At 63.6% G+C, this 24,816-nt stretch carries 22 protein-coding genes and 5 pseudogenes; 10 read left to right on the top strand and 17 right to left on the bottom strand.

Annotated elements, in window-relative coordinates; all coding sequences use genetic code 11:
* Positions 1 to 13: 13 nt before the first annotated feature.
* Complete coding sequence (locus H9K75_RS12405; protein WP_449757734.1) at positions 14 to 1,099, top strand: ATP-binding protein; 1,086 nt, start codon at positions 14 to 16, stop codon at positions 1,097 to 1,099.
* Positions 1,048 to 1,764: a vWA domain-containing protein gene (locus H9K75_RS12400; protein ID WP_226858124.1), complete on the top strand. Its 717-nt coding sequence runs from the start codon at positions 1,048 to 1,050 to the stop codon at positions 1,762 to 1,764. Before H9K75_RS12405 ends, H9K75_RS12400 begins: the two co-directional genes overlap by 52 nt.
* A gap of 19 nt (positions 1,765 to 1,783) precedes the next feature.
* On the opposite strand, the gene H9K75_RS12395 is transcribed toward H9K75_RS12400, so the two are convergent.
* From H9K75_RS12395 to H9K75_RS12350, 10 genes and pseudogenes are all read right to left on the bottom strand, one after another.
* On the bottom strand, positions 1,784 to 2,398 hold the full coding sequence (locus H9K75_RS12395; protein ID WP_187722912.1) for a peroxidase-related enzyme: 615 nt from the start codon (positions 2,396 to 2,398) through the stop codon (positions 1,784 to 1,786).
* The gene (locus tag H9K75_RS12390) at positions 2,395 to 2,937 is read right to left on the bottom strand and encodes a CMD domain-containing protein (protein WP_187722911.1); all 543 of its coding nucleotides are present in this window, start codon (positions 2,935 to 2,937) and stop codon (positions 2,395 to 2,397) included. Before H9K75_RS12390 ends, H9K75_RS12395 begins: the two co-directional genes overlap by 4 nt.
* Before the next feature lie 34 nt (positions 2,938 to 2,971).
* Positions 2,972 to 4,296: pseudogene (locus H9K75_RS12385) on the bottom strand (acyl-CoA thioester hydrolase/BAAT C-terminal domain-containing protein).
* Positions 4,296 to 5,864: an ABC transporter substrate-binding protein gene (locus tag H9K75_RS12380; RefSeq protein ID WP_187722909.1), complete on the bottom strand. Its 1,569-nt coding sequence runs from the start codon at positions 5,862 to 5,864 to the stop codon at positions 4,296 to 4,298. The pseudogene H9K75_RS12385 and the gene H9K75_RS12380 overlap by 1 nt, the downstream one beginning before the upstream one ends.
* A gap of 49 nt (positions 5,865 to 5,913) precedes the next feature.
* Positions 5,914 to 6,962 (bottom strand): annotated as a pseudogene (locus H9K75_RS12375) (ABC transporter ATP-binding protein).
* On the bottom strand, positions 6,959 to 7,957 hold the full coding sequence (locus H9K75_RS12370; RefSeq protein WP_187722907.1) for an ABC transporter ATP-binding protein: 999 nt from the start codon (positions 7,955 to 7,957) through the stop codon (positions 6,959 to 6,961). Before H9K75_RS12370 ends, H9K75_RS12375 begins: the two are co-directional and overlap by 4 nt.
* Positions 7,954 to 8,886 (bottom strand): ABC transporter permease, encoded by a 933-nt coding sequence (locus H9K75_RS12365; protein WP_187722906.1) that lies wholly within the window; start codon positions 8,884 to 8,886, stop codon positions 7,954 to 7,956. Before H9K75_RS12365 ends, H9K75_RS12370 begins: the two co-directional genes overlap by 4 nt.
* The gene (locus tag H9K75_RS12360; RefSeq protein WP_187722905.1) at positions 8,883 to 9,857 is read right to left on the bottom strand and encodes an ABC transporter permease; all 975 of its coding nucleotides are present in this window, start codon (positions 9,855 to 9,857) and stop codon (positions 8,883 to 8,885) included. Before H9K75_RS12360 ends, H9K75_RS12365 begins: the two co-directional genes overlap by 4 nt.
* Complete coding sequence (locus H9K75_RS12355) at positions 9,854 to 11,320, bottom strand: FAD/NAD(P)-binding protein (RefSeq protein WP_187722904.1); 1,467 nt, start codon at positions 11,318 to 11,320, stop codon at positions 9,854 to 9,856. The genes H9K75_RS12360 and H9K75_RS12355 overlap by 4 nt, the downstream gene beginning before the upstream one ends.
* Positions 11,321 to 11,378: 58 nt before the next feature.
* Positions 11,379 to 12,328, bottom strand: a pseudogene (locus H9K75_RS12350) (LysR family transcriptional regulator); the annotation flags it as partial.
* Positions 12,329 to 12,486: 158 nt separating this feature from the next.
* Here H9K75_RS12350 and H9K75_RS12345 point away from each other — a divergent pair.
* Complete coding sequence (locus tag H9K75_RS12345; RefSeq protein WP_226858123.1) at positions 12,487 to 14,067, top strand: DUF2868 domain-containing protein; 1,581 nt, start codon at positions 12,487 to 12,489, stop codon at positions 14,065 to 14,067.
* Here the strand turns inward: H9K75_RS12345 and H9K75_RS12340 are convergent.
* Positions 14,023 to 14,331, bottom strand: a complete 309-nt coding sequence (locus H9K75_RS12340) for a HigA family addiction module antitoxin (RefSeq protein WP_226858122.1) — start codon at positions 14,329 to 14,331, stop codon at positions 14,023 to 14,025. The genes H9K75_RS12345 and H9K75_RS12340 overlap by 45 nt on opposite strands.
* A 35-nt stretch (positions 14,332 to 14,366) precedes the next feature.
* Positions 14,367 to 14,645, bottom strand: a complete 279-nt coding sequence (locus H9K75_RS12335; RefSeq protein WP_187722902.1) for a type II toxin-antitoxin system RelE/ParE family toxin — start codon at positions 14,643 to 14,645, stop codon at positions 14,367 to 14,369.
* Positions 14,646 to 14,868: 223 nt separating this feature from the next.
* Here H9K75_RS12335 and H9K75_RS12330 point away from each other — a divergent pair, with 223 nt between their 5' ends.
* Positions 14,869 to 16,329, top strand: a complete 1,461-nt coding sequence (locus H9K75_RS12330) for a DUF3482 domain-containing protein (RefSeq protein WP_226858121.1) — start codon at positions 14,869 to 14,871, stop codon at positions 16,327 to 16,329.
* Entirely contained in the window at positions 16,296 to 16,445 is a 150-nt protein-coding gene (locus tag H9K75_RS23910) for a hypothetical protein (protein WP_226858120.1), read from the top strand. The genes H9K75_RS12330 and H9K75_RS23910 overlap by 34 nt, the downstream gene beginning before the upstream one ends.
* 34 nt (positions 16,446 to 16,479) lie before the next feature.
* Here the strand turns inward: H9K75_RS23910 and H9K75_RS12325 are convergent, their stop codons facing one another.
* Both H9K75_RS12325 and H9K75_RS12320 read right to left on the bottom strand, forming a co-directional pair.
* On the bottom strand, positions 16,480 to 17,013 hold the full coding sequence (locus H9K75_RS12325) for a DsbA family protein (RefSeq protein ID WP_187722901.1): 534 nt from the start codon (positions 17,011 to 17,013) through the stop codon (positions 16,480 to 16,482).
* Positions 17,014 to 17,039: 26 nt separating this feature from the next.
* Positions 17,040 to 17,404: pseudogene (locus tag H9K75_RS12320) on the bottom strand (redoxin domain-containing protein).
* Between the two features lie 316 nt (positions 17,405 to 17,720).
* Here H9K75_RS12320 and H9K75_RS12315 point away from each other — a divergent pair.
* Positions 17,721 to 18,982 (top strand): IS3 family transposase gene (locus H9K75_RS12315; protein ID WP_187722900.1). Its coding sequence is split into 2 segments (ribosomal slippage): positions 17,721 to 18,062 and positions 18,065 to 18,982, totalling 1,260 coding nucleotides; the frame shifts between segments, so codons are not numbered across the junction.
* Between the two features lie 15 nt (positions 18,983 to 18,997).
* Here the strand turns inward: H9K75_RS12315 and H9K75_RS12310 are convergent.
* Entirely contained in the window at positions 18,998 to 19,627 is a 630-nt protein-coding gene (locus tag H9K75_RS12310; RefSeq protein WP_187722899.1) for a pseudouridine synthase, read from the bottom strand.
* A 368-nt stretch (positions 19,628 to 19,995) separates the two neighbouring features.
* Between H9K75_RS12310 and H9K75_RS12305 the strand changes: the two genes are divergently transcribed.
* Positions 19,996 to 20,274 (top strand): hypothetical protein, encoded by a 279-nt coding sequence (locus H9K75_RS12305; protein ID WP_187722898.1) that lies wholly within the window; start codon positions 19,996 to 19,998, stop codon positions 20,272 to 20,274.
* A gap of 179 nt (positions 20,275 to 20,453) precedes the next feature.
* On the opposite strand, the gene H9K75_RS12300 is transcribed toward H9K75_RS12305, so the two are convergent.
* Positions 20,454 to 20,975, bottom strand: coding sequence for a shikimate kinase (locus tag H9K75_RS12300; RefSeq protein ID WP_187722897.1), 522 nt, complete (start codon positions 20,973 to 20,975; stop codon positions 20,454 to 20,456).
* Positions 20,976 to 21,076: 101 nt separating this feature from the next.
* On the opposite strand from H9K75_RS12300, the pseudogene H9K75_RS12295 reads away from it, so the two are divergent.
* Together H9K75_RS12295 and H9K75_RS12290 are read left to right on the top strand one after the other, a co-directional pair.
* Positions 21,077 to 22,017 (top strand): annotated as a pseudogene (locus tag H9K75_RS12295) (YihY/virulence factor BrkB family protein).
* A gap of 161 nt (positions 22,018 to 22,178) precedes the next feature.
* A complete protein-coding gene (locus H9K75_RS12290) occupies positions 22,179 to 22,490 on the top strand; it encodes a hypothetical protein (RefSeq protein WP_187722896.1) in 312 nt (103 codons plus the stop codon).
* 66 nt (positions 22,491 to 22,556) lie between these two features.
* Here the strand turns inward: H9K75_RS12290 and H9K75_RS12285 are convergent, their stop codons facing one another.
* Complete coding sequence (locus tag H9K75_RS12285; RefSeq protein ID WP_187722895.1) at positions 22,557 to 23,330, bottom strand: ferredoxin--NADP reductase; 774 nt, start codon at positions 23,328 to 23,330, stop codon at positions 22,557 to 22,559.
* Positions 23,331 to 23,551: 221 nt separating this feature from the next.
* On the opposite strand from H9K75_RS12285, the gene H9K75_RS12280 reads away from it, so the two are divergent.
* The gene (locus H9K75_RS12280; RefSeq protein WP_187722894.1) at positions 23,552 to 24,775 is read left to right on the top strand and encodes an ABC transporter substrate-binding protein; all 1,224 of its coding nucleotides are present in this window, start codon (positions 23,552 to 23,554) and stop codon (positions 24,773 to 24,775) included.
* Positions 24,776 to 24,816 lie beyond the last annotated feature (41 nt).

Genomic DNA, 24,816 nt, shown 5'->3' with positions numbered 1-24,816 from the left:
AGACCGCGCGATCATGGCGCAGTCGCCGCCCGCGCTACCGTTGTTTCCGTTTGCGGCCATCGCCGGACAGGCCGGTTTGCGCACCGCGCTGCTGCTGGCGGCGATAGACCCGCGCATCGGCGGCGTGCTGGTTCAGGGGCCGCGCGGCACCGCGAAATCGACCGGCGCGCGCGCACTTGCCGAACTGCTGCCGGACGCGCCGTTCGTGACCCTGCCGCTTGGCGCAACGCGGGAGCATGTGGTCGGCACGCTCGATCTACAGGCCGCGCTCTCGATGAGCGAGCTGCGCTTCGCGCCGGGTCTGCTGGCGCGCGCGCACGGCGGCGTGCTCTACGTGGATGAGATCAACCTGTTGCCCGACGCACTGGTCGATGTGCTGCTCGATGCCGCCGCCAGCGGCGTCAACGTGATCGAGCGCGACGGCATATCGCACAGTCATGCCGCGCGCTTCGTGCTGGTCGGCACGATGAATCCCGAGGAAGGCATGTTGCGCCCGCAACTGCTCGACCGCATGGGGCTGTGCGTGCATCTGTCGAATGTGGGCGACGTCGCGCTGCGCCAGAGCATCGTGCGCGCGCGCCTTGCGTTCGACGCAAATCCTGCGGCGTTCCGTGCGCAACATGCGGACGAGCAGCAGCGGTTGGCCGACCGCCTGGGCGAGGCGCGGCGGCGTCTTGCGGCCGAAGGCGAACTGCCGTGGAGCGACGCGGTGCTGCAATCGGCAGGCGAGCTGTGCGTTGCCGCGCAGGTAGACGGCATGCGTGGGGACATCGTGCTGCTGCGCGCGGCCCGGGCCTATGCGGCCTGGAGCAATGCGCCCGAGGTGCTGCCCGAGCACGTGCACGCGGTGGCGGAGTGGGCGCTGGTCCATCGTCGCAAGGCCGGTGCGGCTTCGCGTGGTGTGTCGTCCGCGTCACCGCCGTCGTCATCCGCGTCGCCGGAGCATGCGCGGGAGTCGTCCGCGCGCGACCAGCCTTCGGCGCAGGACGATTGGGGCCATATGCCGCCGCAGCCCGTGGGCGTGGCGCGCAGCGAAACAGCTTCCCGGTGGATGAGGGAGCCACCGCGCCCGGGAGAGTCGCTCGCAAAAAAAGCCTGAGCCCCCGCGCCGCGCCACTGCCCGAGTCGGCCCGCGCGTCGCACGCCAAGGGGGCGGAACCACCGCTTCATGATCACTGCGAGCCCGGCCGGTCTACGCGAACGTCCACCGGCGTCGATTGGCCGCGCACGCTGGCTGCGCGTGGCGCGCGGGCGTTGACGGCGGAACACCTGCGTTTCCGTGACCTGAATCCCGTCTCAGGCCGTCTGCACTGTGTGGTGCTCGATTGCTCGTCGTCGATGGTGATGGGCGGCGGGCTCGCGCGCGCCAAGGGCGTGCTGCTGGATCTGTTCCGCGAGGCCTACCAACGCCGTGAGCATGTGGCGCTGATCAGCCTCGGAGGCGATGGCGTGCAATTGCGGCTCGCGCCCTGCAAGGCCGGAGCGTGGAGCGATGACTGGCTGATCGCGCCCATCGGCGGCGGTGGTGGAACACCGCTGTCCGAAGCGCTGTCCTGCGCGGACGATCTGCTGGCCGCGCAGGCAGCGCGCGGCATGCAGGCGTGGCTCTGGCTGATGACCGATGCGCGCACGCGCGAGCTGCCGGTGCGCCCCGCGCATGCCGATCTCATTCGTGTGCTCGACTTTGAATCGGGGCCGGTGCGGCTGCAAAAGGCCCGGGCTTTGGCCGACGTTTGGGGCGCGGAGTATCTGCTGCCGTGTTGAGCGACGGTCTGCGACGCGCTCAGGAACCTTCGGGAAAAACCGGCTCGCCCAGATTCAGCATCAACCGGTTCGCCCAGGCAAAGATTGCATCCGAATGCAGCAGATCGAGAATTTCGGCTTCGTTCATGCCTTCGCTTTTCAGTGCATCGATGTCGGCGGCATTCAGCGCTGACGGCGATTCGGTGATCTTCACCGAGAACGCGGCGATGGCCTTCTCGCGAGCCGTCGTGCCGGCGCCGCGCGGTTCATCGAACACCTGCCCGATCACGTCGGCACGCTTGGCCAACTGCTCGAAGCGCTGCGCATGCACCGATGCGCAATACACGCAGCCGTTGATGCGCGAGACCACGGTCGCGCCCAGCTCGCGTTCCGCGCGCGAGAGCCCGCCCGGCGCATACATGATCGCGTTGAACGCGGTCGAGCGCTGGCGCAGGATCTCGGGCTGGTGCACAAGGAGCAGGTAGTAGTCGCTGGTCTTGGCCTTCGGGTGGCTTTCCTCCAGAACGGCGATCTGCGCGGGCGTGGCCTTGTCCACGTCCACCACGTCGAGCCATGCGTCCCATTCGAGTGATGCGTTGGTGAAGCCGTGCGATTGAATGATGCGTTCGGGCTTGAATGCGGCGGGCGTGCTCATGCGTGGGTCTCCTCTTCTTCGGATGCCTTCATCGCCTTGAGACCGGCGACGAGACGAACCTGATACGACAGGAATGCGATCAACTGCGACAGCGCCACCACGGCCGGTGTGCTGATGCCGGCGGCGGGCAGCGCGAGCAGCGCCGCCTTGTCACCTTCGACCGGGTCTTCGATCAGCGTGCGCGTGAACGTCAACATGGCATTGAGACGTGCGTTGCTCGATGCGGTTTCGTGCGCAGCGGATTCGGCGAACTGGATCAACGCCGCGTCGCAACCATCGGTGACGAGACGCGCGCGGTAGTGCGCCGCCAGTTCCGGCGCAGGTGTCAGAACGCAGGCATGCAAGGCCACGAGCAGTCGCTCGGTGAGCGACAGGTCGGGCAGATGCGGATCGAACAGCGCGTCGTAGCTGCCCTGCGTGGCCGCAACCACTTTCTCGCGCTGGTGGCGCACTTCATAGGTACGGCCGCCGGGCCTGAGGCCGACGATGTGATCGACGAGGTCGTGGCTCGGCTTGTGGGTTGAAGGATGGTCTGCCATGTAATGACTCCTTGCTCGGGTGTGTTGTGATGGCTCAGGTGCGGGCGCGCGCATGCGCCTCGACCGCGCCGCGCAGAAAGCGCAGTACGGCGGGCCAGGATTCGGCGTCTGCGCGGGCGTTGTCGCGGTCATTGCCGCCGCTGGTGCTCACCTTGCCCGATACCGGGTGGGCGTAGACATGCTGCGTCGTGGGTACGTAGGGAAACAGGATCGAGTGTCCGGCACCCTCGTAGTCGAGCCACTGCACGTCGTGCGGATGCCTCACCTCGGCGAGCCGGTCGCGCACGATGGCCGAGAAGGTGCTCGACGGCCATGAGCCATCGTCGGTGCCCGACAACAGCATCACGGGGCCTTCGATGTTCTCCACGGGAATGCGGGCGCGCGCAATCGTTTCGGGGTCCTGCAACGCGGTGCGCATCGCGCGGTCATGGCGATGGGGCTCGGGACCTTCGTCGAACGGTTTCCAGCTTGCGGTGCGGTTGCCCTCCCACCAATGCCTGAGCGGCTGACCATCGAGCAGCCAGGTCGGGCCTTCGCGACCGACGCGGGGGTCGCTGGCGTTCTGGCCGCTGTGCACGAACGCGCTGGGCACGTAGGCCACGACGGCGTTTACTTCCCTTGGGAAGGTGGCGCCGAGCAGCAACGCGAGTTCGCCGCCGCGCGACTGACCGCTCACCGCGACGAAGTCGTTCTTCGGACGCAGATTCCGGCGCATCCACCGAAGGCCCTTCTGGAAGTATTCGAGCGGCGTGTTGGAGATGTACTCCGACAGCCCCGGGCCTTGAAATACGCCAGCGCCAGCGCCGCGAATCCGCGCGAAGCATAGAGCGCGGCGCGCGGCTCGTTGATGCCGCCGCCCGAGCCATTGAGAATCATCACCGCCGGATGCGGCCCCTCGCCCGCAGGCAGATAGAGCGTTCCCACGAGACCCTCCTCGCGCACCTCGCGGCGCGTCACGCCCGGTGCGACGAGACGCTGAATGAGTGTGGCCTCGACATGCGGCGTGTCGCCGTTGCCTTCGCTCACGTCATGCGCGCTGATGGTGGTGACCAACGCATCCGTCACCGGGCTGTTGAACAGCTCACGGCTTCTGGAATCCACGGGCGACTGCGACCAGATCAGGCCCATGCCATCGGCATGCGCATAACGGCTGCCTTCAAGCGGCTCGGCCCGTGCGAGATCGACCTCGCCACGCGCATCGGCGCGGTAGCGCGCATGGCTGCGCCACACCACGCCGCTGCGCCCGGTCTGCGTGTCGATTCCGATGACCGAGCCGGGTTCCGCGCCACCGACGACGATGCGCCTGGGCTCGTCGATCAGGGCGTCAGCGGGCGTGACCGCGACCTGCAGGCGGCTCATTACGGAGCGACCTTGGTGACCATCATTGCCGTGGTGCGGTCACTGGAAACGGGCGTGACCTTGAGGCCCTTCTTGGCGGCCCAGACATTGCGGTAGTGGAACAGCGGAATCACGCCCACGTCGTCCGACACCGTCTTGGCCGACTGCCGCAGAATCGCCTCGCGCTTGGCCGCATCGAACTCTTCGGTGGACTGCTCCAGTGCCTTGTCCACGGCCGGGTTGGAATAGTGTCCCCAGTTCGATGCGCCGAGGCCCTTCTTGCCGTCCACGGTCGCCAGGACGTTCACGAGCGCATAGCTCGCCTCGCCCGTACCGTTGCCCCAGGCGAGCATGCTCATCGCGTATTCGTTCTTGTTGGCACGGCCCGAATACACGGCCCACGGCACGACCTCGACCTGCGTCTTCACGCCGATGCGCGTCCAGAACTGGGCGACCGCCTGCGCGGTCTCGGGGCCTTGTGGATAGCGGTCGTTGGGCACGTGCATGGTCAGCTTGAAGCCTTCCGGGAAGCCCGCGTCGGCCAGCAGCTTCTTGGCTCGGGCCGCGTCGAACGGGATGTTCCTGATGTCCGGGTTGTAGCCGAAGGTGCCCTTGGGCATCCACTGGTTGGCCTCGGTCGCGGCGTCCTGCAGGATGCGGCTGGTGATTGCGCCGCGATTGATCGCGAGGCTCAGCGCTTCGCGCACGCGCTGGTCCAGCAGCGGGTTCTTGGCGAGAGGCTTGCCCGCGTTGTCCGTGATGTACTGGTTCTGCGCGGGATTGAAGGTGGGTTGCAGCAGCATCACGCGCAGGCCATCGTAGGGATAGACGGTCACGTTGGCGGCATTCTTCAGGCGCGCAAGATCCGAGACCGAGACCTTGTCGATCACGTCCACGTCGCCCGACAGCAGCGCAGCGGTGCGCGCGGCGGCGTTGTTCATGTAGCGGTAGTTCACCTTTTCCCAGATCGGCTTGTCGCCCCAGTAACTGCTGCTGCGCTCCATCACGACACGGTCACCCGGCGTGTACGACACCCATTTGTAGGGACCGGTGCCGACGACGGCCTTGCCTGCGTTGTAGTCCTCGGTGGAGGATTTCTCGCCCACATGCTTGCTCACGATGTGCACGGACGCGAGGTTCAGCGGCAGATCGGGATTGGGAATGTGGGTCTTGATGACGAGGGTGTGCGGGTCCTTCGCGGTGACCGATTCCACCGTGCGCAAATAGCCGGCGAACGTCGCCACGCTGCCGGGCACGGCGCGCGCACGCTGGTACGAGAAGATGACGTCATCGGCGGTGAAGGGCTTGCCGTCCTGCCACTTCACGTCCTTGCGAAGCCTGAATTCCCAGGTCTTGGGATCGAGGTTCTTCCAGCTCTCGGCGAGGCCAGGCTGCAGCTTGTTGTAGTTGTTCTGGACCAGCAGATCCCAGAAGTGCAGATCGACGGAGCGATCCCCCGCATGGTTGTTGAGTTGCGGGTCGAGCGAGGACAGCGGGTCGGCAAATGCGATGTTGAGGTTTTGCGCCTGCGCGGCCATTCCGGCGGACAGCAGCGCGGAGGCGAGGGTGGAGAGAATGATGCGTTTCATGGCAGGCTCCTTTTGAAATGGAATCGAATGAGATCGGTTTGAGTGCGGTTCAGGCACTCGCCACGTCGTTGAGATGGCAGGCGCTGAAGTGGTGGATGGCAATGCCCTTGAGCTGCGGGCCTCGACGGCGCAGCGCGGCATGGCGTGCGGACAGCGCGGATGAAAATGGCAGCCGCTCGGCGGATTCAGTGGGCTCGGAATCTCGCCCTTGATGGCGGAATAGCGCTTGTGGCGTGCCTTCATGTCAGGCACTTCGGCGAGCAGCGCCTGCGTGTACGGATGGTTGGGGCGTGCGAACAGTTCCTCGACGGCGGCCGATTCGATGATGCGCCCGAGGTACATCACCACCACGCGGTCCGAGACGTGTTCGACCACGCCGAGGTCATGGCTGATGAACAGGTAGGTGAGGTTCAACTGCTCGCGCAGATCCATGAACAGATTGAGGATCTGCGCCTGTATCGACACGTCGAGTGCCGCCACCGCCTCATCGCACACCAGCATCGATGGCTGCACCGCGAGCGCGCGCGCAATGCCGATGCGCTGGCGCTGGCCGCCGCTGAACTGATGCGGGTAACGGCTGCGCAGCGCGGGGTCGAGCCCCGCGCGTTCGAGCTGCGCACAGACGTAGTCGTCAAACCCCGCGCGATCCACGAGGCCGTGAATGCGCGCGGCCTCGCCCACGATCTCGTCGACGCGCAGACGCGGGTTCAGGCTCGCATACGGGTTCTGGAAGATCATCTGCACGGAAAGACGTGCGGCATGTTTTTCCGCTGACGTCATGCCCGCGAAATGGCGGCCATGGAGCAGCACCTCGCCGTCCGACGGCGGCAGCAGCCCCGCCGCCATGCGGCCCAGCGTCGATTTGCCGCAGCCCGATTCACCCACGAGACCGACGACTTCGCCGGGCTTCACGATGAGATCGACCCTGTCCACCGCGCGCGTGATTGGCGTCGGCTTTTCAAGGCCGATGCCTTGCAGCGCGCGGCTCACGATGCCGTCACTGTGTTCGCCAAAGCGTTTGCTGACGCCCTTGAGTTCGACCACGGGCGCGAACGCCGGAGTTTGCTGCTCGGAGGATGGCTCTTGCGCCGGTTTCATGCCTGGGTTCCTTGCACGGCGGGGTAGAAGCAGCGCACCTGCCTGCCCGGCAGCGGCTCGGTCAACCCGGGCTGCGCCGCGCATGCACTGCCGACACGCGGGCAACGCGCGGCAAAGGCGCATCCCTCCGGCAGATGCAGCAGATTGGGCGTCATGCCGGGAATCTGGTGCAGCCGCTGTCCGCGCCGGTTGTTGCTCGGCAGGCTGCCGATCAGACCGGCGGTGTAGGGGTGCAGCGGATGATCAAGCACCGCGTCCACGCTGCCTTGTTCGACGATGCGGCCCGCATACATCACGGCCATCTCGTCCGCGAGCCCGGCCACCACCGACAGGTCGTGCGTAATCCAGATCAGCGAGGTTCCCTGCTGCTGCACGAGCTTCTGCACTTCGGACAGGATCTGCGCCTGGATCGTCACGTCGAGCGCGGTGGTGGGCTCGTCCGCGATGATCAGGTCGGGCCGGTGCAGCATCGCAATCGCGATGGCCACGCGCTGGCGCATGCCGCCCGAGAGCTGGTGTGGATAGGCCAGCAGGCGCTCATCGGGGCTCGGAATGCCCATCATGGCGAGCGTCTCGCGCGAGCGTTCGCGCGCGGCGTCCTTGCTGACCCTGGCGTGCGCCTGCACCGCCTCGGTCATTTGCGTATCGACGCGCAGCACGGGGTTCAGCGTCATCATCGGATCCTGGAAGATCATCGCGATGCGGTTGCCCTGTAGCGCACGCAGCTCACGTGGCGACATCTTCGTGAGGTCGCGTCCCTGAAACAGAATCTCGCCACCGGCCACGCGGCCCGGTGGATCGACCAGACCCATGATCGAAAAGCCGGTCACGGATTTGCCCGATCCCGATTCGCCGACGAGCCCCAGAATGCGGCCGCGTCCGATGGTGAACGACACGTCGTCCACGGCCTTGAGCATGCCCGCGCGGGTGTCGAACACGGTGCGCAGATGGCGCACTTCCAGGGTCGGCACGGGAGTGGGGGTCGTGCCGTTCATTTCACGTTCCTCGGATTCAGGACGTCGCGCAGGCGGTCGCCCACCAGATTGATCGCGACGATGGTGATGAGCAGCGCAATCCCGGGATAGAAGCTGATCCAGTATTCGCCCGAGAGCATGTACTGGTAGCCGTTGGAGATCAGCAGGCCGAGCGATGGCTCGGTGACCGGCACGCCGAGACCCAGAAAGCTCAGCGTGGCCTCGAGCGTGATGGCGCGCGCGATCTGCAGCGTGCCGATGACGATCAGCGGCGGCAGGCAGTTGGGCAGGATGTGCCGGACCATGATGCGCCAGTTCGGAATGTCCTGGCATTGCGCGGCCTCGACGTATTCCTTGCGGCGCTCGACAAGCGCCTGGCCGCGTGCGGTGCGCGCGTAGTAGGCCCATTCGAGAATCACCAGCGTGAGCACCACATTGCCGACACCCTTGCCGAGCCAGGCGAGGATCATCATCGCGACGAGGATCGACGGAAACGACAGGATCAGGTCGACGAGGCGCATGATGACCGCGTCGATCCTGCCGCCCGCGTAGGCCGCGAGCAGGCCAAGCAGCGTGCCGATGACGCCCGCGATCAACGCCGAGCCGACGCCGACGATCAGGCTGATGCGCAGGCCGTAGAGAATCGCCGAATACAGGTCGCGGCCCTGGCCGTCGGTGCCGAGCATGTAGCGGAAGGTTTCGAGCCCGTTCATCGTGCCGGGCTTGAGGCGCGCATCCATCACGTCGAGCTGCATCAGGTCGTAGGGATTCTGCGGCGTGATCCACGGCGCAAGCAGCGCGGCGAGGATCAGCAGCACGGCGACGACGAGGCCGAACACCGCAAGGCGCGACTCGAAGAAATCGCGCAGGTGTTCGCGCCATGGCGATGCCTGTCTGGCGGGCACGGCGGGCGGCGTGACGGACGATGGCTGGGTGACGCGCTGGCTCATGCTGCTCCCTCCAGGCGCACACGCGGATCGAGCACCTTGTAGAGAATGTCGACGATGAGGTTGAGCGTGACGAACAGGCACACCACGACCACCAGGTAGGACACGATCACGGGCCGGTCGAGCGCGTTGATGCTGTCCAGAATCAGCTTGCCCGCGCCGGGCCACGAGAAGATGCTTTCGGTGACCACGGCGAACGCAATCGTCGAGCCCAGCTCAAGACCCAGCACGGTGACCAGCGGAATCATGGTGTTGCGCAACACATGCACGCCGATCACGCGCAGCGGCGACAGGCCCTTGGCGCGCGCAAACTTCACGAAATCCAGCGGCAGCACCTCGCGCACTCCGGCACGCGTGAGGCGGATCACGAGTGAGATCTTGAACAGCGACAGGTTGATCGCCGGAAGCAGCATGTGCTTGAGGCCGTTGGCCGTCAGGAACGACCATTGCGCGCCGAGCACTTCGACGGTGTCGCCGCGCCCGCTGGCTGGCAGCCAGCCCAGCGTCACGCTGAACGCCATGATGAGCATGAGGCCGACCCAGAACGTGGGCAGCGAAAAGCCCACGATGCTGCCCGCCATGATGGTCTTGGCGAACGCGTTGTCGGGATACAGCCCCGCGAACAGGCCCAGCGGCACGCCGATCAGCACCGCCAGCAGCAGAGCGGCCACGGCGAGTTCGAGCGTGGCGGGAAGGCGCTGCAAAATGAGCTGGATCGCCGGTACGTTGTAGACGAAGCTCGTGCCCAGATTGCCGTGCAACGCGCCGTTCAGAAAGCCGAGATACTGGCGCCACAGCGGCTGATCGAGACCGAGTTCGGCGATGATGCGCGCGCGCTCGATCTGGTCCACATCCTGGCCGATCAGGATGTCCACGGGATTGCCGATGGCATGCAGGCCGATGAAGACGATCACGGTCATCAACAGCACCACGAGAATCGCCTGCGTCAGGCGACGGATGAGCCAGCCGGTCATGTTGCGGCCTCTTGTGGCGGCGGCTCGGCGGGCGTCCACTCATCGCCGAAGACCTCGGGTTCCTCGAAGGTCTGGAGATTGTCGTAGTGCCATTCGATGTCTTCGGCATACAGCGTTCCCGCGATGCCCTGCGCGATGCGCTGCGCACCCACACTCACTGCGGGAATGTCGCCCGAGATCGTGCCCTGCGAGAGCGCGGCGGGATACGCGAACACGTGCACGCGCGAGAGGCCCGGGCATGCGCCGGGGACTTTTTCCATGAGCTCGAACGCGGGCCCGAGATCGGGCGAGTCGGCCAGTTCCTGGTCTTCCTCGCCTGCGGGATGCGTGAAGCGATCCTTCCATGCGCGCACGTGCGGAGCCAGCTTCGCGAATTCGGGACGCTGGCTCCAGTCGATGCGAAAGCCGGTCGAGAAGATCAGGAAGTCGAAACGGAAAACGCCCTTGTTGGTGACCGCGCGGATCTCGTCGTTCGTCCATTGCAGATCGAGAATCTGCGTGCCCAGATTGAAGCGCGCATTTTCATGGCGCGATACGCGCAGGGTGCTGCCACGCGGCGGCGGCACCTGCTGCACGTTGATGTAGTGGCGGATCTTCCACTTCCACGCGTCGGGCAGATTCAGATGACCGTGCGTGAGCCCCGGACTGCCCGCTCCCTTGCCCTTGTTGACGCGCGGAATGTCGCTACGGCGGATCAGCAGATCGACGCTCGCGGCGCCGCTCTCCAGCGCCGTGGCCGCGCTGTCCATGGCCGAGGCACCCGCGCCAACGACGCCAACCCGCTTGCCCTTGAGCATGCCGTAGTCCATTTCATCGGACGAATGCGCCCATGCCCGGCGTGGCAAATTGTCGGCGATGGGCGGAACCCAGGCGCCGCCCAGGCCATCGCGTCCCGTGGCCAGCACCACGTGACGCGCGAGCACCCGGCGCGGTCCGTCCGGCGTCTCGAGGTCGAGCTGCACCACGCCATCGGCACCGCGCGGCAGCACCGACAGCAGCGTGTGCTGGTTGTGCACCTCGAGCGCCAGCACCTTGCGATACCAGCGCAGATAGTCCATCCATTGCAGGCGCGGAATCTTGTCGAGCTGTTCCCAGGCATCGGTGCCGAATTGCGATTCGAACCAGGCGCGAAAGGTGAGCGACGGTTTGCCGAGCGCGGGACCGGTGAGCGACTTGGGCGAGCGCAGCGTTTCCATGCGCGCGGTCGTGGCCCATGGGCCTTCAAGGCCCGCAGGCGCGCGGTCGAAGATCGGCGCACGCACGCCGAGGAACTGGAGCGCGGCAGAGGTCGCGAGACCGCCCATGCCAGCGCCGATGATGGCAACGGGCAGCACCGGCTGGCCGTTCACCTCGGTGTCCGGCAGCCAGTTCTTCGCGGGCAGGTCGAGCCACGCGAGATCCTGGGCAACGCGCGCTTCGAGTTGTTCGAGTCCGTGCGGCGGGGCGGCGGTCGGTGGAGTCATGGGAGATCTCTGCTTCTTCCTGTTCGTGATGGGCAGCAAGCGGCGCGGCGCTTTGCAGCAGCAATTCGGCATGCCGCGCGGCGTCGTGGCGCACAAAGCCCGGCAGCAGGGCCTGCGCGGCCTCGGCCAGTGCGCCAATGAGCGCCTGCATCGCGGCAGTGATGGGCGCGGTCTGCGGTGACACCACGCCGAACAGGAATGGAATATGAGTGTCGATGGCACGCACCACCACGCCCGAGAGCGGCAGGCCGAGCGCGCTGACCGGCTCGAGCACCGAGACGCCCAGTCCGGCGCGCACGGCGGCCATGGCATTGACGGATGAATTGGTGTTGATGAACGGGCGCGTGCCCACGCCGGACTTACCGCCGGCTGCGGCAAACGCTTCGTCGAGCCGACCGAGCAGGCGATAGGGATTCGCCAGGGTGATGACGCGCCGCTGCGCGAGGTCGGCGAGCGCGACGGTGGAACCACGCGCCAGCGGATCCTGCTCGGGTAGCACGGCAACGCACGGAGCCTCGGCAAGCCAGTGCACCTGCAACCCGCGATGCTCGAGCGGAAGACTGGTCACGCCCATGTGCGCTGCGCCCGTCAGCACGCCTTGCGCCACCCGCTCGGGGACGCGCTGCGCAACTGGATCTGCGCTGCGGCAGCACTGTCGCCACGCTTTTCGAGCAGCGCGAGCGCCGCGGGAATCAGCCCGGCCGCGAGCGCCGAGGTCGCGAGCACGTGCAGCGGCCGCGCCACGCCATGTTCGATTTCCTTCGCACGGCGGCGAATCTGCTGAAGGCTTTGCAGCGCATGCTCGACATCCTCGAACAGCAGAAATGCCTGCTCGGTGGGCGAGACGCGCGGGCCGTTGCGGCTGAACAGCGGGTAGCCGATGGCGGCTTCGAGTTCCTGAACCAGACGCGTGACGGCGGGTTGCGAGCGGCCCAGCACCCGACCGGCTGCGGTAACGCTGCCCGTGGACATGACCGCGGCAAAGGCTTCGAGTTGTCGGAGTTCCATCGTGGGTTGTTGACTATGCTCAATGCAAATTCTGAATCATCAAGAATGTGATTCACAAATAATAAAAACGCATAAGTAAAAACCCGTGCCAACCGGCTCGCGCGTGTAGGCCGAATGCCCCTTGATCCGGACGGCGGGCCAGCGGGTAACATCAATCCATGCATTCCAGCTCCGCACGCGACATCCTTCTGGCCTACGCCATCGAAACCGCCGCCCCCAACGAGGCACTGCCCAGTGCCGAGCGCTGCGCCGCAATCACGCAGGACACCCTGCATGCCATCGGCAACCCGAACACCAGGGGCGGCTCGGCCAGTCGCGAGCAGTTCCTGGCCTTCGTGGAGCAGCGGGCGCAGCGCATCATTGCCGCGAGCCAGTTGCCCGAGGAGATCCGCCAGGTCTGGAAACACGCGCCCGGCCTGGCGCGCTGGGTGCCGTTCGCCGTGCTCGCGGGCGCGCTGGTGACCGGCTTTGCCATGCATCGCATCACCAACCCGCATCGCGTGGACTTGCTCGCGCCTTCGCTGCTGGGCATCGTGCTGTGGAATCTGCTGGTCTATGCGTGGATGCTGGTGAGCGCGGTGCGCTCGGTTTTGCGCCCCCGACGCAGCGCACCCGTGGTGCTTCAGGCTGCGAATGCGTCGTCGTCGGCTGCATCTTCCGGCGACGCCGTGACGGGTGGCTGGCGCGGAAAACTGCGCGCGCGCCTGCCGGCCGCCGGTGGCGGCTTGCGCAAGATGGCGCTGAGCTTCGAGCGCAACTGGTGGCAGGTCGGCGCCAGGACGCGCCACGCACAGTGGCTGCTGTGGCTGCATCTGGGCGCGGCGATGATGGCGTTGGGCGCGCTCCTGTCGCTGTGGATGACGGGACTCACCAACGAGTATCAGGTGGGCTGGGAGAGCACGTTTCTCTCGGCCACGAGCGTGCAGCAACTGCTGAATTTCATTTTCGCGCCGGTGCAATGGCTGTTCGGCGTGCCGCCCTGGTCGCTCTCCGAAATCGAATCGCTGCGCGGCTGGGTCAACAGCACGGGCAGTCACGCGAATTCACACAACGCGGTGATGATTGCGCCTGCGGCTGGTGGGTCGATGTTCGTCAACGCCTCATGGGGCAAGCAATGGGTGATCGCCTACACGGCCCTGCTCGGGATGCTGGTGGTCGCGCCGCGCCTGCTGTTCGCGCTGTATCAGGGCGTGCGCGTCTGGTGGCTCGCGCGCCATGTGCAGTTGCCGCTCACTCAGCCTTATTTTCAGAACCTGCAACGCGACTTCGGCGGGCTTGCCGTCACCCTGCATGTGCTGCCCTACAGCTTTGACATCAGCGCCGAGCGCAAGGCGGTGATCGAATCCTGGATCGCCACGCAATATGGCGCGGGCGCGCATCTCGTGATCGAGCCCGCGCTGGCCTATGGCGCAGCGCTGCCGTCCGCGTCATCCGTTGCGGGCAAGCGCGAGGACACCGCCGCCGTGCTGCTCATCAACATGGCCGCCACACCCGAAACGGAAATCCACGGCGAACTGCTGCAAGCCGCCCGCGAGCGCTGGGGCCAGCATGCAGCGATCTGGCTGTGGACGCAGGACTTCGCCGAGCGCAACACCGGCGCTCCGAAACGCGTGCAGGAGCGGCGCGAGCTGTGGGGGAGTTCGTGCGCAATGCGGGGCTTTCGGCGGTGTGGGTGCCGTGAAGGCACGCCACGATCACTCTGGGGTCGGTGCGGGCGCTGGCCTAATTCTCGCGAGTGATTTCTTCAGCCGTTCTGCCGCCTGCCATATGTCATAGGCGGCTTGCTGGGACAGCCAGACGCTCGCATCTCCTCCCCGGTTCTTGCCGAGCCATGCCTCCAGCCGCAGCGCCATTTCGGGCGAGATCGCCGCGTGACCATGCAGCACCCGCGAGAGCGTGACCCGTCCTATGCCCAATTGTTCTGCCGCTGCGGAGACAGTCAGTTCCAATGCCGGAAGCACATCGTCACGCAACGTGATGCCGGGATGCGGGGGATGGGACATGCGGGTTGTCATGGTTTCAACTCTCTATTCAGTCTTCAGTGGTAGTCGAGGTAGTCGACAAGAATGGCGTCTTCACCGTCGAAAGAGAAAATCACTCGCCAGTTTCCGTTTACCGATACTGACCAAAATTCGGTCAGATCCCCACGCAGTGGGTGCAGATTCCAGCCCGGAAGATTCATGTCCTGCGCCACTTTGGAAAGGTCCAGTCTGAAAAGCAGTCGCGCTAGTCTGGGCGCGTGAGCGGGGATAATTCCCGCTTTGGTTCCATAAAGGAAAAACGCTTCCAGGCCTTTGTGGCGAAATGACTTGATCATCGAACATTGCTCGGTCTGGCTATATGAATTGTATCGTCAGAAGATACAGATTTGGATTGAATCTCCCAATCGACGCAGGGCGCAATTTCTTGGCATCGAGAGGAAACGCCAACCCTAAATGAACACCCGTAGGAAGCACACGATGCGCGTCAGTGTTCGGTTTCGCTCTCTCGATTCCACGATGCGTTGTAATCTGTAGTTGTTCCAGACGATCAATCGTTTTATGCCCAACCAAAACATTTCCGATACTCCGGCGACTACGACTTCATCGAGCATGAGCAGCGACCGCCAGATCCAATGGTGCCTGCTCTCGCACACCAACATCGGCAAGACCTCGCTCACACGCACGCTGCTCGCCGACGACGTGGGCGAGATCCAGGATGCGGCGCACGTCACCAGCCAGTCGCAGCGCTATCTGCTGCAATCCGATGCGCAAGGTGACCAGCTCTGGCTTTGGGATACACCGGGTTTTGGCGATTCGGTGCGGCTGTATGAGCGGCTCAGGCAACAGGGCAATCCGCTCGGCTGGTTTCTCTCCAACATCTGGGACCGCTGGCGCGACAAGCCGTTCTACATGAGTCAGCGCGCCTTGGTCGCGGCGCGCGATCACGCCGACGTGATGCTGTATCTGGTGAACGCTGCGGAAGATCCGGCGGATGCGGGCTACTGGGAGGCCGAGATGCGCATCCTGCAATGGATGGACAAGCCGGTGATCATCCTGCTCAACCAGATCGGCAGCGACACCACGCCCGAGCAGACCGCTGCCGACCTCGCGCGCTGGCGCGCGGCAGTGCAGCCATTCAGCGGCATGGTGCACGACGTGTTGGTGCTCGACGCGTTCACGCGCAGTTGGTGGCATGAGCGGCGCATGTTGCAGAGCATCGCTCCGCTGCTGCCCGCCGCGAAGCTGCCCGCCTACGAACGCCTGCTGGCAGCGCGTGAAGAACGCCAGCGCGCGAGCGAGGAGTCGAGCCTCAGGGCGCTGGCCGAGCAATTGATTCGCTCGGCAACCGCGCAGGAAATGCTGCATCAGGGCGAGGCCCGGTTCTGGGAACGTGCGCTCGGCAAGATCCAGCAGAAGCTCAGGCCATCGCAGGAAGAGCTGCCGCCCGAAACGCGCGAGGCCATGAAGCGCCTGCTCGCCACGCTGCAGAAGGCCGATGCAGATGCCACGCGTCAATTGCTGAGGGTGCATCAGCTCGATGGCGATGCGGCCAGCCAGATCCAGCAGCAGCTCAAGAGCGATCTGCAGATCACCACGCCCAACGATCCGCGCGCCGCAAGCCTATGGGGCGCGCTCACGGCGGGCGCCGCTACAGGACTCGGTGCCGATCTGATGGCCGGTGGCATGACGCTCGGGACCGGCGCCCTCGTCGGCGCGCTGGTCGGCGCGGTCACGTTTGCGGGCGCGGCGTGGGGCGCCAACAAGATGTTCGATCAGGAGTCGCAACGCTTCCGGCTGTCGGGCGACTATCTCACCGCGCTCGCATCGCAGGCCTTGCTCAAGTATCTGGTGATCTCGCACTTCGGCCGGGCAGGGGCCGCTACAGCGCGCCATCCGCCCCGCAGCAATGGAACGCAGCCGTCCAGCAGGCAATCGAACATCACCAGGCGGATTGGGAGGCGCTGTGGAGCCGCATTCAGGCGCAGTTGCCCACCGACGCGGCAACCATCAGTCCCGTAAAAGCGGCGGATCTACCTGCGCCGTCCGCAGAGGCCGATCTGCAGGCCGTGCAGACGCTGCTGCGCCGCTGCCTCGACGAAGCGCTTGAGAGGCTTTATCCGTCGCTCAAGAACTGACGGTTGAGCGAGAGAGTCAGGCGGCTTTCCGTCTTCAACGCGTCGGTCGCAGCATTTCTTCAAGCACCTGCGGCAGATCATTGAATCCACCCGGTGTGTCGAAGCGCTCGCCGTTCACGTAGAACGTGGGCGTCCCATTCACGCCGCTGCGCAGGCCGCTGTCGATGTCGCGGCGAATGCGCTGCTCGAACGCGTCGGTTTGCATTGCCTGCTTCAGGTCGTCGGACGAGAGCCCGAGCGAGTTCACCAACTCGACATAGAAACTTTCACCGAGCGAACGCTGATTTTCATACAGCGCATCATGCGCTTCCCAGAATTTGCCGTGCTTGGCGGCGAACTCAGCCACCACGGCTGCGCTCTGCGCCTGCGGGTGCATGTCGACAAGTGGGAAGTTGCGAAACACCAGGCAGACGTCGTCGCCAAATTTCTGCTGAATCTGCTGGACCAGTGGGTAGGCCGCGCCGCATGCGGGACACTGGTAGTCGCCGTATTCAACCAGCACGATGGGCGCTTTGGGATTGCCGGCGACGTGATCGTCAGCGCTGACGGGCATGTGGAGTGTTGACATGTTCGGGCTCTCTCTGGTGGGATGGGTTATGAGTTCTGGCCGAGCTTGTCGAGTGCGTCGATGACGCCATCGACACCGGGATTCACGGCCACGGGTGAGAGGTAGCTCCAGGCGATCTTTCCATCGGCATCGATCACGTAGAGCGCTCGTTTGCTTGAACCGGCCTTGTCGTCATAAGCGCCGTAGATGCGCGAGACCTCGCCCTTGGGTTCAAAGTCGGCGAGCAGATCGAAATGCAGATTGCGATCCTTGATGAAGGCCTGATGGCACCACACGCTGTCCACCGAGATGCCGACAACCTGCGCGTTCTTCGCCTTCAACAGGGCATGGCCTGATTGAAAACCGCCAGCTCGTCACCGCACACCGGGCTCCAGTCTGCGGGATAGAACACCAGCACCACCGGGCGTCCGCGCAATTCGCTCAAGGCAAGGGATTGATCGGGGTTGCGCGCAAGGAAAAATCCGGTGCCGCCGTGCCTGCGGACAGGATTTCACGGGCTTGCGCGTTGGGGGAATTGGACATGCGTGCGTGCTCCTTGCAATGAAAATGCATCGGCGCGCCAGCACGCGCAATGCATGTGCATAAAAGAGCATCATAGGGAGCTGCTGCGCATTCCACCTGTCAGCGAATGCCGCCTTCACCTTCATATTGGCTCTGACCGTCCTGAATAAAGTTGACACCTTGGACTTGCAAAAAAGGCAAGCGAGATGGAATCAGAGATCAAACGTACGCAGCGCGACTACACGCTGGCTTTTAAGCTGGCGGTGGTGGAGCAGGTAGAAAAAGGCGAGCTGACATACAGACAAGCGCAAAGCAAATACGGCATTCAGGGGAGATCGACCGTGTTGGTGTGGTTGCGCAAACACGGGCGACTGGGCTGGAGTGTTGGTGCATCATCTGCTGCCATGCGGATAGATAAAGAACCTCAGCCACTCACGCCTGAGCAACGGATCAAGGAGCTTGAAGTACAGCTCAAGGATTCTCAGCAGAAGGCGCAATTGTTTGAAGCAGTGATCGATGTGCTTCGCAAAGACTACGGAGTGCGTGTCGTAAAAAAGCCTTTGGGCAAGTTCTCCAGGAAAAACTCGTCCAAGGACTGAGTGTGAGCAGAGCTTGCCAACACATGGGCATGAGCCGTCAGGCGCATTACCAGGGCTGCCAGCGCCACGCCGCGCGCATGAACCAGGCCCAGACGGTCGTGCAACTTGTTGAACACGAGCGCATGCGCCAACCCCGGGTGGGCACGCGCAAGCTCCAGAAAATGCTGGAGGTTCCGCTACAGAAGGCGGGTATAGCGATGGGACGGGACGCGCTGTTTGATGTGCTGCGCAACGCCAGAATGCTTGTTGCGCCAAAGCGGGCCTATCACAAGACAACTCACAGCCATCATCGCTTCAGGCGCCACCCGAACCTGCTCAAGGGCGGGCCACAGCAGGAGCAGGCCACAAGAAGCGAGCAAGTCTGGGTGGCGGACATCACCTACCTGCCCACGCAGGGAAAGTTCGTCTACCTGAGCCTGATCACAGACGCCTACTCACGCAAGATCGTGGGCTGGCATGTCCACGCAAGCCTGCAGACGCAGGAAGTGGCGCAGGCGTTCAAGAACGCATTGAAAGCACGACAAAGCCAGCAACCACTGACGCATCATTCGGACAGAGGCATTCAATACTGCGCAGACTACTACCAGGAGTTGCACAAGCGTCACGGGGTGACGTGCTCGATGACCGATGGCTACGACTGCTACCAGAATGCACTGGCCGAGCGGGTCAACGGAATCCTGAAAGGTGAGTTACTACTTCAAAGGCCAGCCGATCTGGCCCAGGCCAGGCGAATGGTGAAGGAGTCCGTGCAGATATACAACTGCGAGAGACTGCACACATCGCTGAAAATGCAGACGCCCGATGCTGTGCACCGGGCGTCTATGGCTGAATTACTCCGGAATGTTCAACCGTCTAAAGTGTCAACGTAATTTAGGACGGGTCACTCACGACTGCGGCGGCACGTCCTTCCACTCGCCGGTGGCGAGCCCCTCGATCGAATACGGCCCAATGGCCGCGCGAATCAATCGCAATGTGGGATGCCCGATGGCCGCCGTCATGCGCCGCACCTGGCGGTTGCGGCCTTCGCGGATGATGAGTTCGATCCAGCAATCGGGAATGTTCTGTCGCACGCGGATCGGCGGATCTCGCGGCTCGAGCCATGCGGGCGTGTCGATGCGACGCGCGCTCGCCGGCTGGGTCGGGCCGTCGTTGAGTGTCACCCCTTCGCGCAGGCGCTGCAGCGCGGCCTCCTCGGGAATGCCTTCCACCTGAATCAGATAGGTCTTCTCCATCTTGAACTTCGGGCTCGAGATATGGGCCTGCAGCAAGCCGTCGTTGGTGAGCAGCAGCAGTCCTTCGCTGTCGGCATCGAGCCTGCCCGCGACATACACGCCCGGCACGTCGATGAACTCCTTCAGACCGCGCCAGCGGCCCTCGGGCGTGAACTGGCTGAGCACGCCATAGGGCTTGTTGAAGCACAGCAAACGCGCGGGCTCACTGTTGCTGCGCTGCGGCTCGCCGCGCAGGCGTTGAGTCGGGCGGTGGAGTGTCGGTTTGCGTGGAGAAAAATTCATCGTCGGGAAATCAGGGAGCCATCGTCGCGTGCCTGTTGTTAAGCCGTATCGCGAACGCGAAAGCGTTGAACGCGCTCGTGGGATTATCCGCGCATGGCTGAATTCTGATCGTGCAACGTGACGCTGTGGGCTGTGAGCTTGGTTGTTTTCGCTGTATGCCTTTCCCGAAAAGACAGCGAGGGTTTGGGGATTCGGCATAGCTAGTTTCGCGGCCTTCGTCGTCGCTTGGGCCTACGATTTCAGCTTGATGGTGATTTCGCCTCAAGACATGATGATGAACTTGTAAATCAAAATGGGTCATACGTTGCGATCCCTGATACTGCAAGTTAGGGTACGCGGGAGCAAACAGTTGTAAAGGGGGTCGAAGAATGCAGAAATGGACACAGACCGAGGCGATAGCCTTCGAGTGCGCCTGTGAGGTCATCACCGACCTTCGCGCAATCCTCACCGGACAGATTGCCGATGAAACCAGGAAAGAAAACCCCGACGCCAAACTTATCGCTAGCCTGCGCGATGAGCGTTCGCGGTTGTTCCGCGAACGCGCCGGGCTGAGCGTCAAAGACCAGGCAACTTTGGCCCGCGTGCGGGCCGAATATGGCGCGCATGTGCGTTCCTGGCGGGCCAAACATAATATGGTGGCCGTGTAGTGCATGACCCGAAATCGAGAGCAATACAGGTCGGCCACTTGCTCGACGGTCTTCTCCTTGAATTCTGGCGAAAATCTCTGTGCACTCGTTTGTCTACCTGACCAGGGCAGTCCCGTTCAGGCACGCCGGATCTATGAGGACAAATATCCGTCGCGATGAATGCCGCGGGTTCCCGTGGTCTAAGGAACCATTTCGAGCTGCATCACGATCATGTTGACCAGCGTGTTGACCGTGGGGCGACCGGTCTCGATCACATAGTGCGAGGCCGCGCGGTAGAGCGGATCGCGTTCGGCGTGGAGATCGCGCAGGCGCTGTAGCGGATTCGTCACCTGCAGCAGCGGGCGAGCCTTGTCGTGACGGATGCGCTTGAAAATTTCGTCGGGTGCGGCGCGCAGGTACATGACGCTGCCACCGTGGGCAAGCAGATTGGCGCGGTTGTCCTCGCGCAGCACGGCACCGCCGCCGGTCGAGAGGATCATGTCGCCGGGCCGCGACGTCAGTTCGGCGAGCAGGTCGGCTTCGCGCTTGCGAAAGGCCTCTTCGCCCTGTTCTTCAAAATATTGGCGGATTGATGAACCGAGCACTTCTTCAAGGCGCTGGTCGAGATCGATGAACGGCACCTCGAGGCGGCGCGCAAGCTGACGTCCCACGGTGGATTTTCCGGAGCCGGGCATGCCGACCAAAGAGCAGCGCTTGCGCATGGTGAGAAAGTCATCCTGTCTGAATCTGATGGCCTGAGTTTATCGGTCTTGTCGGCGTGCGCTGACATGTAAGGACAAGCATCCCCGTCCAAAATGCCCGCATGAGTTCTTCATTCAAACAACGCGTCCTCGATTGGGGCAAGGCAGGCTATGCGGTGATCGAGCCGCTGGTGCGGGCCGTGCATCTGTGGCTGGATGCCGAGGGTTTGCGCATGAGCGCGGCCATGTCGTTCTACGGCATGCTGAGTCTCGCGCCGCTGTTGCTGGTGCTGGTCGGTGTGCTCAGCTGGTGGATCGATCAGTCGTATCTGGAGACCAATCTGCTCGCCCAGGTGAGCAGTGTCGTGGGCGAGCGCGGCGCGGAAGTGGTGCGCATGGCGCTGTCGAGCGCGCGCAATCCGGCGGAGGGCTGGTTCGCGTCGATTGCCGGTTTTGTGCTGCTGCTTTCGGGTGCGTCGGGCGTGTTCGTGGAATTGCAGAACTCGTTGCAGCAGTTGTGGAACAACGGACGCGAGCCGGTCAAGACCGAAAAGCCGGCATGGTGGAACATGGCTTCGCTGCGTCTGCGCGGCCTTGCCTACGTCATGGCCATCGGCTTTCTGTTGCTGATCTCGCTCGTCGTCTCCACCGCGATCAAGGTGGTCGCGACCTGGGCCAGCGCAAAGCTGCCATTTGGCTCGGGGTGTTGCTGCAATTCATCAACGAGCTGATCGCCTTCGGCGTGGCGATGGCGCTGTTCGTCGGCATGATGCGCATTGGCGGACCGGCTGCGCCCCGTTTGCGCTTTCTGTGGATCGGCGCGTTTGTCGGCGCGATCCTGTTCACGGGCGGAAAGCAGGCGTTGGCGTTTTATCTTTCGACGGCGGCGGTGGTTTCGGCCTATGGCGCGGCCGGTTCGCTGGTGGTGCTGCTGATGTGGATGTATTTTTCCGCCGCCGTGCTGCTTTTCGCGGCCGCCGTGGCGCGCGCGCTGGAGCAGGAAGAAGAGGAAAAGCGGCAGAAAACTGCGCCCCTTCCGCCCAATGGCGCGCGGCTTGCCTAACTTCCAGGTGACTCTTGGGTCGCCGCAGATTCGCGCAATTATTTACACTATTTACAAATATCGGTGTCCCGGTGTCATCAATGGCCGTTAATCTTTGCGCCGACTAGCTGTTGTCTATCAAAGACCTCGGTTAGACAGTCGTCAGCGAGGATTTTTTGCCTATGGATTTGAACTCGACCGCACCGGTGGCGCCACCCACGCACGCTGGCGGTGTGTCCGCACGCTGGATCTGGGTTGCCCTTGTGGCGTTGGTGCTGTGCATGGTCACGCTCGCGGGTGTCTGGATGCTGCTGCCAGCCTTCGGCTTGGCGCAGACCGCCGGGACGGCGCAGTCGGCGGCGCCGCAAAAACCGGGTTCTGCTGACCGTGGCACGGCCCAGATTCGCACCAAGGCCGCCGACGTGGCCCAGGGCATACAGGCGCCCGAATTCATGAATCACAACGGCAGCACTCTCAGGCTGAACGCGCGCTAGGCTTTCACGCGAGGCCGGTGGCCCGGAAGCGGCCTGGCCGTGGTCAGCCTGCCGCTTTCTTTCTGGTTACTTCTCCACGAACGCGCGTTCGATCACGAAGTCGCCCGGCGTGGTCGTGTTGCCTTCCTTGAAACCACGCTTTTCCAGCAGTTCCTTCAATTCGGCCAGCATCGCGGGGCTGCCGCACAGCATCACCCGGTCCGTCTCGGGATTCAGCTCGGGCAGGCCGATGTTCTGCGGGAACTTGCCTTCGTTGATCTGCGTGGAGATGCGGCCATGGTTGCGGAACGGCTCGCGCGTGACGGTCGGGTAGTAGATCAGCTTGTCCTTGGTGATTTCGCCGAGGAATTCGTGCCCGGGCAGTTCCGTCTCGAACAGATCCTGGTAGGCCAGCTCGTTGCTGTGACGCACACCGTGCACCACCACCACCTTTTCATAGCGTTCGTAGGTCTCGGGGTCGCGCGCAACGGCCAGCCAGGGCGCGAGGCCGGTGCCGGTGCCGATCAGATACAGGTTCTTGCCGGGCAGCAGGTAGTCGATCAGCAGCGTGCCCGTGGGCTTCTTGCCCACGATGATGGTGTCGCCGACCTTGATGTTCTGCAGCTTGGACGTGAGCGGACCATCGGGCACCTTGATCGACAGGAATTCGAGGTGCTCCTCATAGTTCGGGCTGGCGATGGAATAGGCGCGCAGCAGGTTCTTGCCGTCCACCTTCAGGCCGATCATGGTGAAATGGCCGTTGGAGAAACGCAGCGAGGTGTCGCGTGTGGTGGTGAAGGAGAAAAGGCGGTCGGTCCAGTGATGTACCGACAGGACACGTTCTTCAAGAAATGCACTCATGTTCGTTGAACTTAAAAACAAACCAGGCAGGAAAAAAACAATGCCTGCCTTCAAGGGCGCTTGGGAGCGCGGGAGTGGATTGGTGAGGCGCTGATAGCCATTGCCTGGCTCCCGACAGTGAATCCAGCGCGACGAAAGTTTGATATTTTCAGGTAAATACCAACTTCCGGGTACATTTCAAGGCCATCTCTTGAGATGAATTAGTGATAAGGTGAATAACGATGCAGGCATACAAATGGACTTCCTTGCGCTGGACTCTGCCTTTGGCTGCCTGCGCTCTGGTATCGAATTCTTTCGCCGCCGAGGTCATCAAGATCGGCGAAATCAATAGCTACAAGGCCCAGCCAGCGTTTCTCGAGCCCTATAGAAAGGGCATGGAACTGGCAATAGAGCAAGTCAATAAATCCGGTGGCATCGCGGGCAAGCAGCTCAAGCTGGTGATCCGCGACGACAACGGCACGCCGGGCGATGCGGTGCGCGCCGCCGAGGAGCTTTACGCCCGCGAGAAGATCGACGTGCTCACGGGCAGCTTTCTGTCGCACGTGGGGCTCGCGCTGACCGACTTCGCCAAGCAGAAGCAGCGCTTCTTTCTTGCGTCCGAGCCGCTGACGGACAAGATCGTCTGGGCGGACGGCAATCCCTACACCTACCGCCTGCGCGCTTCGACCTATATGCAGGTCGCCATGCTCGTGCCCGAGGCGGTCAAGCTCAACAAGAAGCGCTGGGCAATCGTCTATCCCAATTACGAATACGGTCAATCCGCGGTCGCCACCTTCAAGAAGCTCATGAAGGAAAAGCAGCCGGACATCGAATTCGTCGCCGAACAGGCACCCGCGCTGGGCAAGATCGATGCCGGCAGTGTGGTGCAGGCGCTCGCCGATTCCAGGCCGGACGCGATCTTCAACGTGCTGTTCGCGGCAGATATGGGCAAGTTCGTGCGCGAAGGCAACACGCGCGGCCTGTTCAAGGGCCGCGAGGTGGTGGGGCTGCTGACCGCCGAGCCCGAGTATCTCGATCCGCTCAAGAAAGAAGCCCCCGTGGGCTGGACCGTGACGGGCTACCCGTGGTATTCGATCAACACGCCCGAGCACGCGGCCTTCCTTAAAGCCTATCAGGCCAAGTACAAGGATTACCCGCGCCTTGGCACCATCGTCGGCTACAACGCAATCCAGTCGATAGCCGCAGGCCTGCGCAAGACCAATGGCAGCGCCGACACGGCCAAGCTGGTCGAGGCATTCAAGGGGCTGGAGGTCGACACGCCGTTTGGTCGAATCACCTATCGCGCACAGGATCACCAGTCCACGATGGGCGCGTATATCGGCAAGACGGCCTACGACGCCAAGCTCGGCAGGGGCGTGATGGTGAACTACCACTACGCCGACGGCAAGGACTACCAGCCGAGCGACGAGGAAGTGAAGAAGCTGCGCCCGGCCGCCGCGCAGTAGACACCAGTTCGCTCCGCCAGACCAGTGCTGGCGTCAATCGC

The sequence above is a fragment of the Diaphorobacter aerolatus genome (assembly GCF_014489535.1).
Classification (GTDB): domain Bacteria; phylum Pseudomonadota; class Gammaproteobacteria; order Burkholderiales; family Burkholderiaceae_C; genus Diaphorobacter_A; species Diaphorobacter_A aerolatus.
The sequence above is the reverse complement of the archived record's forward strand: the minus strand, read 5'-3'. Positions and strand labels throughout refer to the sequence as shown.

Excerpts from the sequence above, each read along its gene's own strand:
- H9K75_RS12405 (WP_449757734.1), top strand. The coding sequence starts at position 14 with ATGGCGCAGTCGCCGCCCGCGCTACCGTTGTTTCCGTTTGCGGCCATC.
- H9K75_RS12395 (WP_187722912.1), bottom strand. The coding sequence starts at position 2,398 with ATGAGCACGCCCGCCGCATTCAAGCCCGAACGCATCATTCAATCGCAC.
- H9K75_RS12390 (WP_187722911.1), bottom strand. The coding sequence starts at position 2,937 with ATGGCAGACCATCCTTCAACCCACAAGCCGAGCCACGACCTCGTCGAT.
- H9K75_RS12380 (WP_187722909.1), bottom strand. The coding sequence starts at position 5,864 with ATGAAACGCATCATTCTCTCCACCCTCGCCTCCGCGCTGCTGTCCGCC.
- H9K75_RS12370 (WP_187722907.1), bottom strand. The coding sequence starts at position 7,957 with ATGAACGGCACGACCCCCACTCCCGTGCCGACCCTGGAAGTGCGCCAT.
- H9K75_RS12365 (WP_187722906.1), bottom strand. The coding sequence starts at position 8,886 with ATGAGCCAGCGCGTCACCCAGCCATCGTCCGTCACGCCGCCCGCCGTG.
- H9K75_RS12360 (WP_187722905.1), bottom strand. The coding sequence starts at position 9,857 with ATGACCGGCTGGCTCATCCGTCGCCTGACGCAGGCGATTCTCGTGGTG.
- H9K75_RS12355 (WP_187722904.1), bottom strand. The coding sequence starts at position 11,320 with ATGACTCCACCGACCGCCGCCCCGCCGCACGGACTCGAACAACTCGAA.
- H9K75_RS12345 (WP_226858123.1), top strand. The coding sequence starts at position 12,487 with ATGCATTCCAGCTCCGCACGCGACATCCTTCTGGCCTACGCCATCGAA.
- H9K75_RS12340 (WP_226858122.1), bottom strand. The coding sequence starts at position 14,331 with ATGTCCCATCCCCCGCATCCCGGCATCACGTTGCGTGACGATGTGCTT.
- H9K75_RS12335 (WP_187722902.1), bottom strand. The coding sequence starts at position 14,645 with ATGATCAAGTCATTTCGCCACAAAGGCCTGGAAGCGTTTTTCCTTTAT.
- H9K75_RS12330 (WP_226858121.1), top strand. The coding sequence starts at position 14,869 with ATGCCCAACCAAAACATTTCCGATACTCCGGCGACTACGACTTCATCG.
- H9K75_RS12325 (WP_187722901.1), bottom strand. The coding sequence starts at position 17,013 with ATGTCAACACTCCACATGCCCGTCAGCGCTGACGATCACGTCGCCGGC.
- H9K75_RS12310 (WP_187722899.1), bottom strand. The coding sequence starts at position 19,627 with ATGAATTTTTCTCCACGCAAACCGACACTCCACCGCCCGACTCAACGC.
- H9K75_RS12305 (WP_187722898.1), top strand. The coding sequence starts at position 19,996 with ATGCAGAAATGGACACAGACCGAGGCGATAGCCTTCGAGTGCGCCTGT.
- H9K75_RS12300 (WP_187722897.1), bottom strand. The coding sequence starts at position 20,975 with ATGCGCAAGCGCTGCTCTTTGGTCGGCATGCCCGGCTCCGGAAAATCC.
- H9K75_RS12290 (WP_187722896.1), top strand. The coding sequence starts at position 22,179 with ATGGATTTGAACTCGACCGCACCGGTGGCGCCACCCACGCACGCTGGC.
- H9K75_RS12285 (WP_187722895.1), bottom strand. The coding sequence starts at position 23,330 with ATGAGTGCATTTCTTGAAGAACGTGTCCTGTCGGTACATCACTGGACC.
- H9K75_RS12280 (WP_187722894.1), top strand. The coding sequence starts at position 23,552 with ATGCAGGCATACAAATGGACTTCCTTGCGCTGGACTCTGCCTTTGGCT.